The sequence below is a fragment of the Herbaspirillum sp. GW103 genome (assembly GCF_000261365.1).
Taxonomy (GTDB): domain Bacteria; phylum Pseudomonadota; class Gammaproteobacteria; order Burkholderiales; family Burkholderiaceae_D; genus Herbaspirillum.
The window spans coordinates 371380-388939 of sequence record NZ_AJVC01000006.1 but is presented as its reverse complement, the minus strand read 5'-3'; the positions used below and the strand labels follow the sequence as shown (position 1 = coordinate 388939).

Annotated in this window: 15 protein-coding genes; 12 read left to right on the top strand and 3 right to left on the bottom strand. The window is 60.6% G+C overall.

Features of this window, described 5'->3' with window-relative positions:
- The first annotated feature begins 70 nt into the window (after positions 1-70).
- From GWL_RS20290 to GWL_RS24065, 3 genes are all read left to right on the top strand, one after another.
- Positions 71-1030, top strand: a complete 960-nt coding sequence (locus GWL_RS20290; protein ID WP_008333922.1) for a LysR family transcriptional regulator — start codon at positions 71-73, stop codon at positions 1028-1030.
- A gap of 127 nt (positions 1031-1157) precedes the next feature.
- Positions 1158-3194 carry an AsmA family protein gene (locus tag GWL_RS20285; RefSeq protein ID WP_008333920.1) on the top strand — a complete coding sequence of 679 codons (2037 nt, stop codon included), beginning with the start codon at positions 1158-1160 and terminating at the stop codon, positions 3192-3194.
- Positions 3195-3851: 657 nt separating this feature from the next.
- A complete protein-coding gene (locus tag GWL_RS24065) occupies positions 3852-3977 on the top strand; it encodes a hypothetical protein (RefSeq protein ID WP_008333915.1) in 126 nt (41 codons plus the stop codon).
- On the opposite strand, the gene GWL_RS20275 is transcribed toward GWL_RS24065, so the two are convergent.
- Entirely contained in the window at positions 3967-4269 is a 303-nt protein-coding gene (locus GWL_RS20275) for a 2Fe-2S iron-sulfur cluster-binding protein (RefSeq protein ID WP_034351717.1), read from the bottom strand. The two genes, GWL_RS24065 and GWL_RS20275, sit on opposite strands and share 11 nt — an antisense overlap.
- Before the next feature lie 448 nt (positions 4270-4717).
- Positions 4718-5602 (bottom strand): LysR family transcriptional regulator, encoded by an 885-nt coding sequence (locus tag GWL_RS20270; protein ID WP_008333910.1) that lies wholly within the window; start codon positions 5600-5602, stop codon positions 4718-4720.
- Between the two features lie 293 nt (positions 5603-5895).
- Here GWL_RS20270 and GWL_RS20265 point away from each other — a divergent pair, with 293 nt between their 5' ends.
- From GWL_RS20265 to GWL_RS20235, 7 genes are all read left to right on the top strand, one after another.
- A complete protein-coding gene (locus GWL_RS20265; protein ID WP_008333908.1) occupies positions 5896-7407 on the top strand; it encodes a CoA-acylating methylmalonate-semialdehyde dehydrogenase in 1512 nt (503 codons plus the stop codon).
- An 81-nt stretch (positions 7408-7488) separates the two neighbouring features.
- On the top strand, positions 7489-9108 hold the full coding sequence (locus GWL_RS20260) for a GMC family oxidoreductase (protein ID WP_008333904.1): 1620 nt from the start codon (positions 7489-7491) through the stop codon (positions 9106-9108).
- A gap of 212 nt (positions 9109-9320) precedes the next feature.
- Positions 9321-10091: an ABC transporter ATP-binding protein gene (locus GWL_RS20255; RefSeq protein ID WP_034351715.1), complete on the top strand. Its 771-nt coding sequence runs from the start codon at positions 9321-9323 to the stop codon at positions 10089-10091.
- Positions 10092-10120: 29 nt separating this feature from the next.
- Positions 10121-10849 (top strand): ABC transporter ATP-binding protein, encoded by a 729-nt coding sequence (locus GWL_RS20250; protein WP_034351713.1) that lies wholly within the window; start codon positions 10121-10123, stop codon positions 10847-10849.
- Positions 10850-11038: 189 nt separating this feature from the next.
- A complete protein-coding gene (locus tag GWL_RS20245) occupies positions 11039-12247 on the top strand; it encodes an ABC transporter substrate-binding protein (protein ID WP_008333899.1) in 1209 nt (402 codons plus the stop codon).
- Between the two features lie 131 nt (positions 12248-12378).
- Positions 12379-13263 carry a branched-chain amino acid ABC transporter permease gene (locus tag GWL_RS20240; RefSeq protein ID WP_008333897.1) on the top strand — a complete coding sequence of 295 codons (885 nt, stop codon included), beginning with the start codon at positions 12379-12381 and terminating at the stop codon, positions 13261-13263.
- Positions 13264-13275: 12 nt separating this feature from the next.
- Positions 13276-14256 carry a branched-chain amino acid ABC transporter permease gene (locus GWL_RS20235; protein WP_008333895.1) on the top strand — a complete coding sequence of 327 codons (981 nt, stop codon included), beginning with the start codon at positions 13276-13278 and terminating at the stop codon, positions 14254-14256.
- 15 nt (positions 14257-14271) lie between these two features.
- On the opposite strand, the gene GWL_RS23530 is transcribed toward GWL_RS20235, so the two are convergent.
- The gene (locus GWL_RS23530) at positions 14272-14457 is read right to left on the bottom strand and encodes a hypothetical protein (RefSeq protein ID WP_157174295.1); all 186 of its coding nucleotides are present in this window, start codon (positions 14455-14457) and stop codon (positions 14272-14274) included.
- Positions 14458-14557: 100 nt separating this feature from the next.
- Between GWL_RS23530 and GWL_RS20230 the strand changes: the two genes are divergently transcribed.
- Both GWL_RS20230 and mnmG read left to right on the top strand, forming a co-directional pair.
- Positions 14558-15319: a TSUP family transporter gene (locus tag GWL_RS20230; RefSeq protein WP_008333886.1), complete on the top strand. Its 762-nt coding sequence runs from the start codon at positions 14558-14560 to the stop codon at positions 15317-15319.
- Positions 15320-15626: 307 nt separating this feature from the next.
- Complete coding sequence (gene mnmG / locus GWL_RS20225) at positions 15627-17555, top strand: tRNA uridine-5-carboxymethylaminomethyl(34) synthesis enzyme MnmG (protein WP_008333884.1); 1929 nt, start codon at positions 15627-15629, stop codon at positions 17553-17555.
- Positions 17556-17560: the final 5 nt, after the last annotated feature.

Below are 17560 nucleotides of genomic sequence, written 5' to 3'. Positions count from 1 at the left end.
TGAATAATATTTCTGCCGGCGATGACCGGCGTCCATACTGCCTCTCCTTACCGCCGCAAAGGCCCGCCCTATGAGCTTTCTCACCCTGGACCTGAACCTGTTGCGCGTATTCGACGCCGTCATGACCGAGCAGAACCTCACGCGCGCGGCCAATCTGCTGGCCATGACGCAGCCGGCTGTCTCCAATGCGCTACGCCGCCTGCGTGACACGCTCAACGATGACCTGGTCATTCGCACCGCCCACGGTGTGAAGCCCACTCCGCGCGCCGAAGAGCTCTGGCCGACGGTGCGCCGGGCGCTTTCCGAGCTGGAAGCGGTGATTGCCCCGGAAAGCTTCGACATCTCGCGCGCCCAGAACACCTTCCGCATGGCCATGGTCGATGCCACGGCCGCGCTGTGGCTGCCCTCGCTGGTGCGCACCATCATGCGCGATGCCCCGCGCATCAAGATCCGCATGATGCCGCTGACCACCCGCGATCCGCGCGCCATGCTGCTGCGCGGTGACATCGACCTGGCCGTGGGCTTCTTCCCCGGCGTGACCGCGCAACTGGCCGACGGCCAGGGCATGGCCAAGAGCCAGATCAGCCACGCCCGGCTCTATACGGGGCAATACGTCTGCGTGATGCACAAGAACCATCCGCTGGCCACCCAGCCGCTGACGCTGGACAGCTACTGCAGCGCCGATCACTTGTTGGTGAGCCTGTCGGGCAAACCCCATGCGGTCATCGATGACGTGCTGGCGGGCATGAACCGCGAGCGCAAGATCCTGTTGACGGTGAACCAGTTCTTCACGGCCGGGCGCATTGTGGCCAGTTCGGAACTGATCACCGTGCTGCCGCGCCATCTGGTAGCCGCCACCGGCATGGCCGAGGTGCTGGTGGTCAAGGAACTGCCCTTCCAGACCCCGGAAGAACACGTCGACATGCTCTGGCATGAACGCGATGCCCGCAATCCCGCCCACAAGTGGCTGCGTGCGCACTTGTCTGCAACAACCCATGACGAATTCGGTCGTATCAACATGAAGCGCTGAGGCAGCGCGTACACGAGGCTTTCCCGATCTGACTCATCCACGGGCGTGCGGGAGACAGGCGCCCGGAAAGCCCCCCGTGTTCGCGCATCGGCGCCTGTTGATAACCCCAACCAGGGAAGCCGATCCGATGCCGCGCCTGACCAGACTCCTCCTTTGGCTGCTCGCCAGCCTGTTGCTTGTGATCGCCGCCGCGGTCATCTTCCTCCTCACCTTCGACTGGAACCGGGCCAAGCCCTGGATCAACGCGCGCGTCTCTGCGACCACCGGGCGCGCGTTCGCCATCGACGGCAATCTGTCGCTGCACTGGCAGCGCCCGCAGCCGAGCACGCCGCCCGCCGGCTTCTGGGCGCGCTGGGTACCCTGGCCGCGTTTGCAGGCCGAGAAGCTGCGGTTGGGCAATCCGGCAGCCCTGGCCAGCTCCGGCCAGATGGTCACGGTGCGGCAGGTCACGTTTACCCTGAATCCCTTACCGCTGCTTGTGCACAAGATCTCCTTGCCTGCGCTGGAGATACAGGAGCCGGCCGTGTCACTGCTGCGCGACCGTGAGGGTGTGAACAACTGGACATTCAAGACCGACAGCGGCAGTCCTTCTACCTGGCAGATGCAGCTGGGGCGGATCAGCCTGCGCCAGGGCAAGCTGGCGCTCAACGATGCGGTGCAGAAGATCGACATCAAGGCCGATATCGATACCCTCGATCCGGACAAGGACAAAGTCTACGGACTGGGCTGGAAACTGACCGGCAGCTTCAACGGGGCGCCGGTGTCGGGTCAAGGCAAGGCGGGCGGGGTGCTCTCGCTGCAGGACCAGCAGCAACCCTATCCGCTGCAGGCTTTGGTCAAGGTCGGCAAAACCACCGTCGGCGTGCGCGGCACCCTGACCAAGCCGGCCGAGCTGGCGGCACTGGATCTGCGGCTGTCGGTCGCCGGTGCCAGCATGGGCAACCTGTATCCGCTGACCGGGGTGCTGCTGCCGGAAACGCCGCCCTTTGCGACCGAGGGTCGCCTGATCGGCACGATTGCCCCGGACCGCAGTCAGTGGCAGTACCAGGACTTCAGCGGCAAGGTCGGTGACAGCGATCTCAACGGCAGCCTGAATTACCTCACCGGCGGGGTCCGCCCGCAGCTGACCGGGACACTGAGCTCGAATGTCCTGCGGCTTGACGACCTGGCGCCGCTCATCGGCGCCGATTCCAATGCCGAGAAGGCGCAACGCGGCGCCGAAGAACGCCAGCCCGGCAACAAGGTGCTGCCGGTCAAGACCTTCAGCACCGAGGCCTGGGGTGCACTGGATGCCGATGTACGCTTCACGGGCAAGCGCATCACGCGCCAGAAGGGCTTGCCCATCAGCGATCTGCAGGCGCATCTGATGCTCAAGGACAAAGTTCTCACGCTGGACCCGCTCAACTTCGGGGTGGCCGGCGGCAATCTCACCTCCACCATCCGACTGGACGGCCAGGCCGCCCGGATGAAGTCCGATATGACGCTTTCTGCGCGCAAGCTGAAGATCCAGAAACTCTATCCGGAGCTCGATGCGTCACGTACCAGCTTCGGCGAGATCAACGGCGATGCGCGCTTGAGCGCAAGCGGCAATTCGGTGGCCGCCATGCTGGGGTCGGCCAATGGCGAAGTGAAGACTTTGGTCAGCCAGGGCGCCATCAGCAAATTCCTGCTGGAGGCGGCAGGCTTGAATGTGGGCAATGTGGTCATCAGCAAGCTGTTCGGCGACAAGGAGGTCAAGCTCAATTGCCTGGCCGGCGACCTGCCCGTGCGCGACGGCGTCATGACCGTCAAGACCCTGCTGCTGGATACGGAAGACGCGCTCATCGTGGTCGATGGCAGCATCGACATGAAACACGAACGGCTGGACCTGAACGTACACCCGCACAGCAAGGGCTTGCGCATCATCTCCTTGCGCTCGCCGCTATACGTCAAGGGCAGTTTCAAGGATCCCGACGTCGGCGTGAACAAGGGCGTGCTGGCATTGCGTGCAGGCGGTGCCGTGGCGCTCGGCCTGCTGGCACCGGTGGCGGCCATCCTGCCCCTCATCAATATCGACGCAGACCAGAAGGCCGAGTGTGGCCGCCTGCTGGAGGAAGTGAAGAAAACGCCGCAGGCCCCGCCGGCGGGCAAATCCCGTCCGCATCAAGCCGCGCCTAAAAAATAGGCAGCCGCAAAACAGGAAGAAAATTGCCGCCGGGCCAGGGGATAACTTCCCTGGCCCGGCGGCTTTCAGGGCCTCGTCTGCGTACGATGGCAGCCGTTTGCTTTTTCCGCCTGTGGGGAAATTGCATGAAATCATGCCTGGCGGCCCCTGTTTCTCCCCTGCCAAGGTGCGAAATCGGGGACCAAATGCCCGAAATCGGTGACTTCCTGAAATTCCACCCCGGATCGACACGAATCCATCAATTTCGGAGTTGCCTGTGGATAAAGTTCTGAATAACTTTTTCACCGATTGGGGAAAAGTCAAAAAGTTATCCAAAGGCGGATTTTTATCCAAGATCGGTGATCGCGTCATACAGAGCTTGCCCAAGGCCTTGTCCTTGCTGTAAACAGCTGATTTTTCTCGCGTAAACGAGGTTATCCACAGCAGACGCAGGGCGTTAACTATCACTACTAATTTTATAAACAGCTTGGATTTAAAGCCTAAGCGCGCGAGCTTTCGCCCGCGACGCGGCTTGGCCTGCAGTCGGTCAGCGACCACTGTCACAGCCTGTGCGTAGAGGCAAGCTCAATGCAGCAAGAAAAGAGAAAACACGGGGCGCTGGTCTCGGAGGCACTGGTGGGCTCGCCAAGGCACAAGGGGATAAGACAGGCAGGGGGCATGCTGCTGTGGAAAACAAAGAGCGCCTGCGACCGCTGCCGGGGCTCTGTTGCCTTTTTTTATCCACAGGGCGGCCTGAAATGGTCTGCGCTGGCCAGCAGCGGTGGACAAGACATCAAGCGCTGAGGTCGAGCGCTCCAGGGACTTCCAGCACCAGGTCGCTAGACGCCTGGGCCACGCAGGGCAGGATCCAGCCTTCAGCCTTCTCTTCGCGGGTCAATCCTGGCCATTCGATCTGGTACGCGATGTCGCCTGTGGACAATTTGCACATGCAGGTCCGGCAAGTGCCATTCCGACAAGAGTTGGGCAGTCGGATACCGGCACGCAACCCAGATTGCAAAATCGACAGTCCAGGAACTTGTTCAAATTGCAAACCCGAGGGTGAAATGGCGACGCGGAACGGTTTTGGGTTATCCATACCTTGTTTTTCGCGGGTTTGAAGGCGCCCTGTGGATAAGTCTCTGCATATCCGCTGGGCGTTTTGGGTATATCTCGCCGTTTTATCCACGGACGAAATTTTGTCCAGAATCTGTGCCTGGACAATGCAGAAGCTTACCAAGCGTTTATCAGAAAGCTAAAGTCTTGATTTTTTTCGTGTAAACCGACTTATCCACAGTTTTTGGCGACGTTAACTACTACTACTATTTATATATATCCACAGCTAAATTAAAGAACCGAAAGCGCGTGCGCAGTGGACATCTTTCCAAAAAGTTGACTTTCAAGCACCAAAACCAGCAGAAAAGCCCTTGGCAAACCGATTAAGCGAGAGAAAAGTCCTTTGGGTTCAGCAGGAAAACGAGGATCTCAAGTCCTTGTTGCCTGTATTCACGCCAATTCAATATCTTTTCGGCAAGTTATTGGCAGACTTACGATTGCCAGACTTGCTGCAACAGCTGGAAAACCGCCCTGATGGCAGCCTCATGTTGTCTTTTTTCTAATGTAATGAAGCTCAGTTCAGTCGACAGATCGACTGCATCGGCGATCACCAGCCCGTGGGCGTGTGCCTGGTTGAGTGCGATCGACTCGCGCGCCAGTGACAGGCCCACCCCTGATTTGACCAGATCTAGCATCGACGACTCCTGGTCGACGAGGGCAACAGTCTGCGGCTTTACCTGATGTTGCGCGAAGATCTTGCTTAATAGACGATGATGTGCGGATTCTGCCGGAGTCCATATCCATGGCAGGCGCGCCAGTTCCTTCCAGCCCTTGCCCGATACGCGGTTCTTCCAACCGGCTGGTGCAATGACGTTGTAGCTGAAGGAGGTCAGCGTCATGGCATGAAACCCCTTGCCGGGGTCGCCCAGGAAAAAGCCCACGTCCAGACGGCCAGCCCTGACTTCGTTGAGCACCGAACCCGACATGTGGTGGGACAGCTGGGTCGACAATTGTGGATGGCGTTCCACCAGCAATTTCAGAAAGGCGCCGAGGCGAATGAATTCCGGATCCAGAATGGTCCCGATGGCCAGGGTGCCGGAAACAATGTTGTCGTTCGAACGCAGGTCGGTCGCCTGGCGCCGCAATGCCTGGACATCGGCCAGCACGCGCTCGGCCAGCGGCAGCAGGGCATTGCCCTCGCCGGTGAGGACCATGCCGGATGCACTCCGATTGAACAAGGCAATGCCCAGACTTTCCTGCAAGGCCTTGATCTGCAGGCTCACGGCCGGTTGAGTCAGATGCAGCTTCTCGGCTGCCCGGGTCAGGTTACCTTCATGGGCAACTGCAATAAATGCGCGTAACTGGGTGAGATCCATCGTCTTCTCCCGCCTTTGATCCCTCTTCTTGTCCTTGCTGGATGTGGATAAACCGGTGGATATCCCGGTGTACAGCTTGTGAGGATCTTGTGGGTAGCGTGTGTACAAGAAAGTCCAGATTATAAGCAATCTTTATATTGCTCTTGATAATTCCTCATTGGATGTGCTGCGGGCAGACGACTATTCTTGCTCTTCCACGCCATGGACCCGTCATGATGACGGACTGGCCCGCTTGCAGGAGGGCGCAGGAGACAGCGCCGTCCACCATTCTCCAAAACACCAAAGGAAACCTTATGAGCCGCCCGCACATCGATCACTTCATCAATGGCCAGATTTCCCGCTCCGAGAGCGGTCGCAGCCAGGACGTCTTCAACCCGGCCACGGGCGCGGTTACGGCCAAGGTCGCGCTGGCTTCGGTGCAGGAGGTCAATGCGGCGGTGGCCGCCGCCAGTGCTGCCGCCCCGGCCTGGGCCGAGACGGCGCCCTTGAAGCGTGCGCGGGTGCTGTTCAAGTTCAAGGAACTGATCGAGCAGAACCACGATGCCCTGGCCAAGGCCATCACGCTGGAACATGGCAAGGTGTTTTCGGATGCGAAAGGGGAGGTCACGCGCGGTCTGGAGATCGTCGAATTTGCCACCGGCATCCCGCAACTGTTGAAGACCCAGTTCACCGACAACATCGGCGGCGGCATCGACAACTGGAACCTGCGTCAGCCCCTGGGCGTGACGGCCGGCATCACCCCGTTCAACTTCCCGGTGATGGTGCCGCTGTGGATGGCGCCCGTGGCCATCGCCACCGGCAACAGCTTCGTGTTGAAGCCCTCCGAGCGCGATCCTTCGCCCTCGCTGATGCTGGCCGAACTGTTCAAGCGCGCCGGCCTGCCCGATGGCGTCTTCAACGTGGTCCAGGGGGACAAGGTGGCCGTGGATGCACTGCTGGAACATCCGGACGTGCAGGCGGTGTCCTTCGTGGGGTCCACCCCGATTGCCGAATACATTTACCGCAAGGCCACCGAGCGCGCCGGGACCTTCCCGCTGCGTGCCCAGGCCCTGGGCGGTGCCAAGAACCACCTGGTGGTGATGCCGGACGCCAATCTGGACCAGGCCGTCGATGCTCTCATCGGTGCGGCCTACGGATCGGCCGGCGAGCGCTGCATGGCGATCTCGGTGGCGGTGGCCGTGGGCAGCGTGGCCGACAAGCTGGTCGATGCCCTGATCCCGCGCGTCAAAGCGCTCAAGGTCAAGAACGGCATGGAAGACGATGCCGAGATGGGGCCGCTGGTCACTGCTGCCCACAAGGCCAAGGTCGAAGGCTACATCCAGAGCGGGGTGGACGCCGGTGCCAGGCTGCTGGTCGATGGCCGTGGCCTGAAGGTGCCGGGCCACGAGGAAGGATTCTTCATTGGCGGCACGCTGTTTGACAATGTCACGACCGACATGAAGATCTACCAGGAAGAAATCTTCGGTCCCGTGCTGTGTGTGGTGCGCGTGCCGGACTTCGCCTCGGCCGTGCAACTGATCAATGCTCATGAATACGGCAATGGCGTCTCGCTCTTCACCGCCGACGGCAATACGGCGCATGAGTTCTCGCGCCGCATCCAGGTCGGTATGGTCGGCATCAACGTGCCCATTCCGGTGCCGATGGCCTGGCATTCCTTCGGTGGCTGGAAGCGTTCGCTCTTCGGTGATACCCATGCCTATGGCGAAGAGGGCATCCGCTTCTATACGCGCTACAAGTCCATCATGCAGCGCTGGTCGGCCACCATCGGCAAGGGGGCGGAGTTCACCATGCCGGTGGCGAAGTAAGCAGGGCGCTGGCCGCTTCCTCTCCGGGGCAGGGGGCGGCAGCAGACCACAAGACCACAAGAACAAGCAAGCGGAGACACCATGCAATCGGCAGGGCAATACGACTACATCATCATTGGCGCCGGCACCGCCGGTTGCGTCATGGCCAACCGGCTCTCGCGCCAGACCGGCAAGAAGGTGCTGCTCATCGAAGCGGGGGCCAAGGACGACTACATCTGGATCCATATTCCGGTGGGCTATCTCTACTGCATCAACAATCCGCGTACCGACTGGATGTTTCGCACCGAGGCCGATCCTGGTCTCAACGGCCGCAGCCTGATCTACCCGCGCGGCAAGGTGTTGGGGGGCTGCTCCTCCATCAACGGCATGATCTACATGCGTGGTCAGGCGCGTGATTACGATCACTGGGCCGAGGTCACGGGCGACGACAGCTGGCGCTGGCAGAACGTCCTGCCGCTGTTCAAGAAGAGTGAGGACTACCATCTCGGTGCCAGCCAGTTCCACGGTGCCGGCGGTGAATGGCGCGTGGAGAAACAGCGCCTGCGCTGGGACATCCTCGATGCCTTCCGCGATGCGGCCGCCGAGAATGGCATTCCCAAGGTCGAGGACTTCAACTGCGGCGACAACGAGGGCTCTGGCTACTTCGACGTCAACCAGAAGCGCGGCGTGCGCTGGAACGCGTCCAAAGCCTTCCTGCGGCCTGCCATGAAGGATGGCAACCTCACCATCATGACCGGCTCCCACGTGAGCCGCCTGCGCATGGAGCAGGGCGAGCAGGGACCGGTGTGCACCGGTGTCGAATTCACCGGGGGCGGCAGTGCCTGGTTTGCCGAGGCCAAGGAGACCATCCTGTGCGCCGGTGCCATTGGTTCGCCGCACATCCTGCAGATGTCGGGTATCGCCGATCCGGTCCTGTTGCAGCAGCACCAGATTCCCGTGCAGCATGCGTTGCCGGGCGTAGGCGAGAACCTGCAGGATCACCTGCAGATGCGCATGGTCTTCAAGGTCGATGGCGTCAAGACGCTCAACGCCATGGCCTCGACCCTGGTCGGCAAGATGAGGATAGGGCTGGAATACCTGCTCATGCAAAGCGGTCCGATGTCGATGGCGCCTTCGCAGCTGGGCGCCTTCGCCAAGTCCGACGCCCGGCAGAGCAGCGCCAATCTGCAGTACCACGTGCAGCCGTTGTCACTGGAAAAATTCGGTGATCCGCTGCATGCCTTCCCGGCCTTCACCGCCAGCGTGTGCAATTTGCGTCCGACCTCGCGCGGTCATGTGCGCCTGGCCTCGACTGATCACGCACTGGCGCCCCGCATCACCACCAACTATCTCTCCACCGAAGAAGATCTCCAGGTCGCCGCCAATGCGTTGCGCCTGACCCGTCGCATCGCGGCCTCGCCTGCACTGGCGCGCTATCGGCCCGAGGAATACAAGCCCGGTACGCAGTATGAAAGTGAAGCGGATTTGTATCGCGCTGCCGGCGATGTGGGCACCACCATCTTCCATCCGGTGGGCACCTGTCGCATGGGGCGCAGCGATGACGCGATGGCCGTGGTCGACGCCCAATGCCGGGTGCGCGGCGTGTCAGGACTGAGCGTGGCCGATGCCTCCGTGATGCCCTCCATCACCTCCGGCAACACCAATTCGCCGACCGTCATGATCGCCGAGAAAGTCGCTTCCAGCCTGCTTTCCCGGGCATAAAACGGCAATTCTCAGGTGCTGAACCATACGGTACTTATACGTATTGTATGAATGGTACGAACCGGCTACTATGCGCCAAATATTAAAACGAGCTTCTCGATTCGCCAGTCATTAAGGGCGGTTCCTGAATCCAAAAGATTCAGATGATCCGCAGCAGGCAGGCCTTGACGACCGGACCCACCGGCGCGGGCATCAAAGGGAAAGAAGAGACCATGACAGACGTCATTCTGGAGACACGAAACCTGACGAAGGAATTCAAGGGTTTCACGGCAGTAAGCGCGGTCAACCTGCAAATTGAGCGCGGTCACATTCATGCCTTGATCGGCCCCAACGGTGCCGGCAAGACCACGTGCTTCAACTTGCTGACCAAGTTCCTGGTACCGACTTCGGGCCAGATCCTGTTCAACGGCAAAGACATCACCATGGATGCACCCGCGCAGATTGCGCGTCAGGGTATCATTCGTTCCTTCCAGATTTCCGCTGTCTTCCCGCACATGAGCGTGCTGGAAAACGTGCGCATCGGCCTGCAACGCAAGCTCGGTACTTCGTTTCATTTCTGGAAGAACGGCGAGAGCCTGAAGCAGCTCGACGAGCGCGCCATGCAGTTGCTCGACGAAGTGGACCTGACCAGTTTTGCCCGCACCACCACGGTGGACTTGCCCTACGGTCGCAAGCGTGCGCTGGAGATTGCCACGACGCTGGCCATGGAACCGGAACTGATGTTGCTGGACGAACCGACCCAGGGCATGGGCCATGAAGACGTGGACCGTGTCACCGCCCTGATCAAGAAGGTCTCGGCCGGTCGCACCATCCTCATGGTGGAGCACAACATGAGCGTGATCTCCGGCATCTGCGACCGCATCAGCGTGCTGCAACGGGGTGCGCTGCTGGCTGAAGGCAGCTACGAAGAAGTCTCGCGCAATCCGCAGGTGATGGAAGCCTACATGGGCAGCACCTCGGTCGAACTGCAAGGGGCCCACTGATGAGCACCGCCACCCTGAATGCTGATGCCATGACCACGTCTTCTTCTTCCGCACCGCTGGTGCTGCAGATCAGCGATCTGCAATCCTGGTACGGTGAATCGCACATCCTGCACAACGTCAACCTCAACGTCCACCAGGGCGAGGTGGTGACGCTGTTGGGCCGCAATGGCGCCGGTCGTACCACCACGATGCGTTCCATCATGGGACTGGTCGGTACCCGCAAGGGATCGATCAAGATCAACGGCCAGGAAACCATCAACCTGGCCACGCACAAGATCGCCCACCACGGCGTGGGCTACTGCCCGGAAGAGCGGGGCATCTTCTCCTCGCTCTCGGCCGAAGAAAACCTGATGCTGCCGCCCTTTGTTTCAAAGACGGACAAAGGCATGTCCATCGACGAGATCTACGAGATGTTCCCCAACCTGAAGGAGCGTCGCAACAGCCAGGGCACGCGTCTGTCCGGTGGTGAACAGCAGATGCTGGCGGTGGCCCGCATCCTGCGTACGGGTGCGCGCCTGCTGTTGCTCGATGAGATTTCCGAAGGCCTGGCCCCGGTCATCGTGCAGGCTCTGGCGCGCATGATCACCACGCTCAAGGCCAAGGGCTACACCATCGTCATGGTCGAGCAGAACTTCCGCTTCGCCGCTCCCCTGGCCGATCGTTTCTATGTGATGGAACACGGCCAGATCGTCGAGTCCTTCGCTTCCTCGCAGCTGGAAGCAAAGATGCAGACCTTGAACGAACTGCTCGGCGTATGAGCATCGCGCCCGGGCAGCCTGTGTTGCTGCCCGAGCGACTGTCCCGATTTTTCCGGTATCACCAGCTTCACGACTAGAAGAAGTACTGGCAACAAGTACGTCCGCGGGGGTGAGCGACCCTCTCCCCGTTCCACCAAGTTGTCTCGCATCGAAATCATCAAGCGGGCTTCAAAACAGAGGAGATGAAAAATGAAACTCAAGGCAATGGCACTGGCCGTCACCGCAGCCGCTGCGGCATTCGCGACCGCGCCGGCTTCGGCACAGATCTCGGGTGATGTGATCAAGATCGGTTTCATCACCGATATCTCGGGTGTGTATTCGGACATCGACGGCCAGGGTGGTGCGGAAGCCATCAAGATGGCCATCGCCGACATGGGCGGTGCGATCAACGGCAAGAAGATCGAACTGCTGGTCGCCGATCACCAGAACAAGGCCGACGTGGCCGCCAGCAAGGCCCGTGAATGGTTCGACCAGCAGGGCGTGGATATGCTCATCGGTGGTACCAACTCCGGCACTGCCTTGGCCAGCGCCAAGGTCGCCGCCGAAAAGAAGAAGGTCTACATGCAGGTCGGTGCCGGCTCGGCCCGTCTGACCAACGAAGAATGCTCGCCCTACACCGTGCACTACGCCTATGACACCGTGGCCCTGGCCAAGGGTACCGGTTCGGCCGTGGTCAAGCAGGGCGGCAAGAGCTGGTTCTTCCTGACAGCCGACTATGCCTTCGGCCACTCGCTGGAATCCGATACCGCCAACGTCGTGAAGGCTTCCGGCGGCACCGTGGTGGGTTCGGTCAAGCACCCGCTGGGCGCGTCGGACTTCTCCTCCTTCCTGCTGCAGGCACAGAGCTCCAAGGCCCAGATCATCGGCCTGGCCAACGCCGGTGGCGACTTCATCAACTCGGTGAAGGCCGCCAACGAGTTCGGCATCACCAAGACCGCCAAGCTGGCCGGCCTGCTGGTGTTCATCAACGACGTGCATTCGCTGACCCTGAAGAACACCGAAGGTCTGTACCTGACCGACAGCTGGTACTGGGACACCAACGACGAGACCCGCGCCTTCGCCAAGCGTTACTTTGCCGAGCGCAAGAAGATGCCGTCCTCCCTGCAAGCGGCTGACTATTCGGCTGCGCTGCAGTACCTGAAGATCGTCAAGGAAATCGGCAGCGATGACTCCGACAAGGTGCTGGCGGCCATGCGCAAGACCAAGTTCAACGACATGTACCAGAAGAACGGCTACCTGCGTGCCGATGGCCGCGTGGTCCACGACATGTACCTGTATCAGGTCAAGGCACCGTCGGAATCGAAGTATCCGTGGGACTACTACAAGCTGGTGCAGACCATCCCTGCCGAGCAGGCCTGGACCACCAAGGCCGAGTCCAAGTGCGCGGCCTGGAAGTAAGCAAGGCGTAGCACCGTAGCAGTAAGGCCATCGCACAGCCCAGCAAAATCTGTCATTTCTGTTCACGCGGGGATGGCAGATTTTTGCTGTAAGCGATGGCGTTTTTTACCCATCTGGATGAACGGGTTTTTATGGAACTATTCGGCATACCCCTGCAAGCCTTGTTGAGCCAGCTGCTGCTGGGCCTGGTCAACGGCTCCTTCTACGCCATGCTCTCGCTGGGTCTGGCGGTGATCTTCGGCTTGCTCAACGTGATCAACTTCGCGCACGGCACGCTCTACATGCTGGGCGCTTTCCTGGCCTGGATGGGCATGAGCTATTTCGGGCTCAACTACTGGGTCATGCTCATCCTCGCACCGATCCTGGTGGGCGCCTTCGGCATCGTCATCGAAAAGACCATGCTGCGCTGGCTCTACAAGCTGGATCACCTCTATGGCCTCTTGCTGACCTTCGGCATCACGCTGATGGTCGAGGGTATCTTCCGCTCCATCTATGGCGTCTCGGGCCAGCCTTATTCGGTGCCTGACCTGCTGCAGGGGGCGACCAATCTCGGCTTCATGGTGCTGCCCAACTATCGCGCCTGGGTCGTGGTGGCCTCGCTGGTGATCTGCTTCGCTACCTGGTTCGTGATCGAGAAGACCCGCCTGGGCGCCTATCTGCGCGCCGGCACCGAGAACCCCAAGCTGGTGGAAGCCTTCGGCATCAACGTGCCGCTCATGGTGACCCTGACTTACGGCTTCGGCGTGGCGCTGGCCGCCTTTGCCGGCGTGCTGGCCGCACCCGTGATCCAGGTTTCGCCGCTGATGGGTTCCAACCTCATCATTACCGTCTTCGCGGTGGTGGTGATCGGCGGCATGGGCTCCATCCTCGGTTCCATCATCACGGGCCTGATGCTGGGCCTGGTCGAGGGCCTGACCCGGGTGTTCTACCCGGAGCTGTCGGCCACCGTGGTCTTCATCATCATGGCCATCGTCCTGATGGTCCGTCCGGCCGGCCTGTTCGGCAAAGAGAAATAATCGGAGACCGGCATGAACAAGAAAATCGGAATTGCTGTTTTACTAATATTGTTGTTGGCGGCACCGTTCGGCATCTACCCGGTGTTCCTGATGAAGATGCTGTGCTTTGCGCTGTTCGCCTGCGCCTTTAACCTGCTCATCGGTTATACCGGCCTGTTGTCTTTCGGTCATGCTGCCTTCCTGGGCTGGGCCGGCTACCTGTGCGGCCAGGCGCTGAAGGTGTGGGGTTTGCCGACCGAACTGGGTCTGATCATCGGTACCCTGACCGGTGCCTTGATCGGCCTGGTCATGGGCTTGCTGGCGATCCGTCGTCAGGGCATCTACTTCACCATGATTACCCTGGCGCTGGCGCAGATGCTGTTCTTCGTGGCCTTGCAGCTGCCGTTTACGGGCGGTGAGGATGGCTTGCAGGGCGTGCCGCGCGGCAAGCTGCTGGGTTTCCTGAACCTGGAAAACGACATGACCCTGTACTACGTCGTGCTGGTTATCGCCGTGGCGGGCTTTGCGCTGATCGTGCGGACCATCCATTCGCCCTTCGGTCAGGTCTTGAAGGCGATCAAGGAGAACGAGCCGCGTGCCGTCTCGCTGGGCTATGACGTGGCCCGCTACAAGCTGCTGGCCTTTGTGCTCTCGGCTGGCCTGTCCGGGCTGGCGGGGGCCACCAAGACCCTGGTGCTGGGCTTCGAGACCCTGACCGACGTGCACTGGAGCATGTCCGGCCTGGTGGTGCTGATGACCCTGGTGGGGGGGCTGGGCACCATCCTCGGTCCCATCGTCGGTGCGGTCATCATCATCATGTTGGAGAACAAGCTGGGGGATATCGGCAACTGGCTGGCCAGCGTCACCCACATCGACTGGTTCAATACCCTGGGAGATTCGGTGACGATTGTGACCGGCTTCATCTTCATCGTTTGCGTGCTGGCTTTCCGCAAGGGCATCGTGGGCGAGATCCTGGCATTCATGGGCAAGGGGCAGGCCAAGGGATCGCACTAGTTCTTGCGCTGAACTTCAACGCTTCATCTGCCGCCGGCAAGTCACCTTGGGGTGATTTCCCGGCGGTAATTTTTTATCTTCATTGTCGGCGAACCAGAACAGCAGCCAGGTGTTTCGCAACAGTGCGCGAAGCGTCATCTCTGTGGCTGATGCCAGCCGGGGCAGGGCGGTAGAATGTGGCCGGCCTGCTCCATTCTTCATTTCACCGTCCATCCATTCCCCCTCATCCCATGTTCAGCCCTGTTTCATCCTTTGCCGATTTTTCCGATTGTTTCTTCACTTCGTCAGCGGAGGGCAAGTGATGGTCGATTATGTGGTGTTGTGCTGCGCAGCCTTCGTGGCCGGCTTGATCGATGCCGTGGTGGGCGGAGGTGGACTGGTGTTGGTGCCGACCTTGTTCTCGGTCTTTCCCAATACCCCCCCGGCGACCTTGCTGGGGACGAACAAGGTCGCCGGCGTGATGGGCACCAGTGCCGCCGCGATCAACTTTGCGCGCAAGGTGGCCGTGCGCTGGAGTACCGTGACACCGGCTGCGATGGCAGCCTTTGCCTTCTCCTTTTTCGGTGCTTATGTCGTTACCCATATTCCGACCGATCTCATTCGCAAGGCATTGCCCTTCATCTTGATGGCGGTCGCCCTGTACACGCTGAAGAAGAAGGATTTCGGGACGACCCACGCGCCGACCCTGACGGGGAGTCGTGAAATGGTGTTCGCGGCCTTGATCGGTGCGGCGGTGGGTTTCTACGATGGGGTGTTCGGTCCGGGGACGGGGAGTTTCCTGGTCTTTCTCTTTGTCCGTGTATTCAGCTACGACTTTCTTTCGGCGTCTGCCGTCTCCAAGTTCGTCAACATTGCTACCAATCTGGCGGCTTTGTGCTGGTTCGGCTATAGCGGGCATGTGATCTGGCAATTGGGTTTGTTGATGGCGGTATTCAATATTGGGGGCTCGCTGGTGGGGACCCGCCTGGCGATGAAACATGGCAGCGTTTTTGTCCGCAAGTTGTTTCTGGTGGTGGTGGGTGCATTGATCCTCAAGTCGGGCTATGACGCCTTCCTTAAATAAGGGAGAAAACTTCACCGGTTGTTTCACGTGAAACAACCGGCCCCCGACCAGAGAGACGGAGCGCGCTGCTCCGTTTTTTTATTCATATAACGCCCTCGTGGGCAAAATCCAGCCTCACTGTTTCACGTGAAACAGTTCACGTGGATGTTTCATTGATCAGCTCCTGCTATCAATCTGGCCCGGCGATAGTGTCCAGCGGGGCAGGGAAGTGCGGTAAACCAACAGCCAAGGACCTCACCCCCGACCCCGTCAGATAAAAGGTCTTATAATCTCGCCTCTGTTCTCACCTCTACGCGAGGCCCGCATCATGCTATTCCCCACACAATTTGACGTCATCGTCGTTGGCGGCGGTCACGCCGGCACCGAAGCTGCACTGGCCGCAGCACGCATGGGCCAGAAAACCCTGCTCCTGACGCACAACATCGAAACCCTGGGCCAGATGTCCTGCAATCCCTCCATCGGCGGGATCGGCAAGGGCCACCTGGTCAAGGAAGTCGATGCCATGGGTGGGGCGATGGCCATTGCCACCGACGAGGCGGGCATCCAGTTCCGTATCCTCAATTCCTCCAAGGGCCCGGCCGTGCGCGCGACCCGTGCCCAGGCCGACCGCATCCTGTACAAGGCGGCGATCCGCTCGCGCCTGGAGAACCAGCCGAACCTGTGGCTGTTCCAGCAGGCCGTGGATGACCTGATGCTGGAAGGCGACCGCGTCGTGGGCGCCATCACCCAGGCAGGTATCCGCTTTGCCGGCCGTGCCGTGGTGCTGACTGCCGGGACCTTCCTGGACGGGAAGATCCACGTGGGCCTGAACAATTATTCCGGTGGCCGTGCCGGTGATCCGCCTGCGGTGTCGCTGTCGGCGCGCCTGAAGGAATTGAAGCTGCCGCAAGGCCGGCTGAAGACGGGTACGCCGCCGCGCATCGATGGCCGTACCATCAACCTGGCGATCCTGGAAGAACAGCCCGGCGACCTGGACCCGGTACCGGTGTTCTCCGTCATGGGCGATGCCGCCATGCACCCGCGTCAGATGCCGTGCTGGATCACCCATACCAACAGCCGCACCCACGACATCATCCGCGGCGGACTGGATCGCAGCCCCATGTACACCGGCGTCATCGAAGGCGTGGGCCCGCGTTACTGCCCTTCCATCGAGGACAAGATCCATCGTTTCGCCGGCAAGGATTCGCACCAGATCTACCTGGAACCCGAGGGCCTGACCACCCACGAGTTCTATCCCAACGGCATTTCCACCAGCCTGCCTTTCGATGTGCAACTGGAACTGGTGCGCTCGATGAAGGGCATGGAAAACGCCCACATCCTGCGTCCGGGCTATGCCATCGAATATGACTACTACGACCCGCGCGGCCTGAAGTCCTCGCTGGAAACACGCCAGGTGCAGGGTCTGTTCTTCGCCGGCCAGATCAACGGCACCACCGGATATGAAGAAGCCGCCGCCCAGGGCATGCTGGCCGGCATCAACGCCGCGCTGCAGACCCAGGGCCGTGAAGCCTGGACCCCGCGTCGTGATGAAGCCTACCTCGGTGTGCTGGTCGACGATCTGGTGACCCAGGGCGTGCAGGAACCGTACCGCATGTTCACCAGCCGCGCCGAGTATCGCCTCTCTCTGCGCGAAGACAATGCCGACCTGCGCCTGACCGAAATCGGCCGCGAACTCGGCTGCGTCGGCGATGCGCAATGGGAAGCCTTCGACAAGAAGCGCGAAGCTGTTTCACGTGAAATGGAACGCCTCAAGTCGACCTGGGTCAACCCGCGCATCCTGGCGGCCGTCGAAGCCGAGCGTGTGCTGGGCAAGGCCATCGAGCGCGAATACAACCTGCTGGACCTGCTGCGCCGTCCCAACGTGACCTACGATAGTCTGATGGGCCTGACCGGCACCGAGGGTCAAGCCCTGGCCGGCCCCGGCATCGAAGAAGGTCCGGTGCGCGAACAAGTCGAGATCCAGGTCAAGTACGCCGGTTACATTGCCCGCCAGGCCAACGAGATCAGCCGCCAGGATCACAATGAGAACCTGAAGCTGCCGGCTGAGCTCGATTACATGGATGTGAAGGCACTGTCCATCGAAGTGCGCCAGAAGCTCAACAAGCATCGTCCGGAAACCCTGGGCCAGGCCTCGCGCATTTCCGGCGTGACGCCTGCGGCGCTGTCGCTGCTGCTGGTGCACCTGAAGAAGGGTGGCCTGAAACAGCCGAGCGGCGCCGACAACCAGGCAGCGTGAAGAAA

Bases quoted from the DNA above. Each gene is read 5' to 3' on its own strand.
- GWL_RS20265 (WP_008333908.1), top strand. From the start codon at position 5,896: ATGAGCCGCCCGCACATCGATCACTTCATCAATGGCCAGATTTCCCGC.
- GWL_RS20250 (WP_034351713.1), top strand. From the start codon at position 10,121: ATGACCACGTCTTCTTCTTCCGCACCGCTGGTGCTGCAGATCAGCGAT.
- GWL_RS20275 (WP_034351717.1), bottom strand. From the start codon at position 4,269: ATGGATAACCCAAAACCGTTCCGCGTCGCCATTTCACCCTCGGGTTTG.
- GWL_RS20260 (WP_008333904.1), top strand. From the start codon at position 7,489: ATGCAATCGGCAGGGCAATACGACTACATCATCATTGGCGCCGGCACC.
- mnmG (WP_008333884.1), top strand. From the start codon at position 15,627: ATGCTATTCCCCACACAATTTGACGTCATCGTCGTTGGCGGCGGTCAC.
- GWL_RS24065 (WP_008333915.1), top strand. From the start codon at position 3,852: ATGCTGCTGTGGAAAACAAAGAGCGCCTGCGACCGCTGCCGGGGCTCT.
- GWL_RS20270 (WP_008333910.1), bottom strand. From the start codon at position 5,602: ATGGATCTCACCCAGTTACGCGCATTTATTGCAGTTGCCCATGAAGGT.
- GWL_RS20255 (WP_034351715.1), top strand. From the start codon at position 9,321: ATGACAGACGTCATTCTGGAGACACGAAACCTGACGAAGGAATTCAAG.
- GWL_RS20235 (WP_008333895.1), top strand. From the start codon at position 13,276: ATGAACAAGAAAATCGGAATTGCTGTTTTACTAATATTGTTGTTGGCG.
- GWL_RS20230 (WP_008333886.1), top strand. From the start codon at position 14,558: ATGGTCGATTATGTGGTGTTGTGCTGCGCAGCCTTCGTGGCCGGCTTG.
- GWL_RS23530 (WP_157174295.1), bottom strand. From the start codon at position 14,457: ATGAAGAATGGAGCAGGCCGGCCACATTCTACCGCCCTGCCCCGGCTG.
- GWL_RS20245 (WP_008333899.1), top strand. From the start codon at position 11,039: ATGAAACTCAAGGCAATGGCACTGGCCGTCACCGCAGCCGCTGCGGCA.
- GWL_RS20240 (WP_008333897.1), top strand. From the start codon at position 12,379: ATGGAACTATTCGGCATACCCCTGCAAGCCTTGTTGAGCCAGCTGCTG.
- GWL_RS20285 (WP_008333920.1), top strand. From the start codon at position 1,158: ATGCCGCGCCTGACCAGACTCCTCCTTTGGCTGCTCGCCAGCCTGTTG.
- GWL_RS20290 (WP_008333922.1), top strand. From the start codon at position 71: ATGAGCTTTCTCACCCTGGACCTGAACCTGTTGCGCGTATTCGACGCC.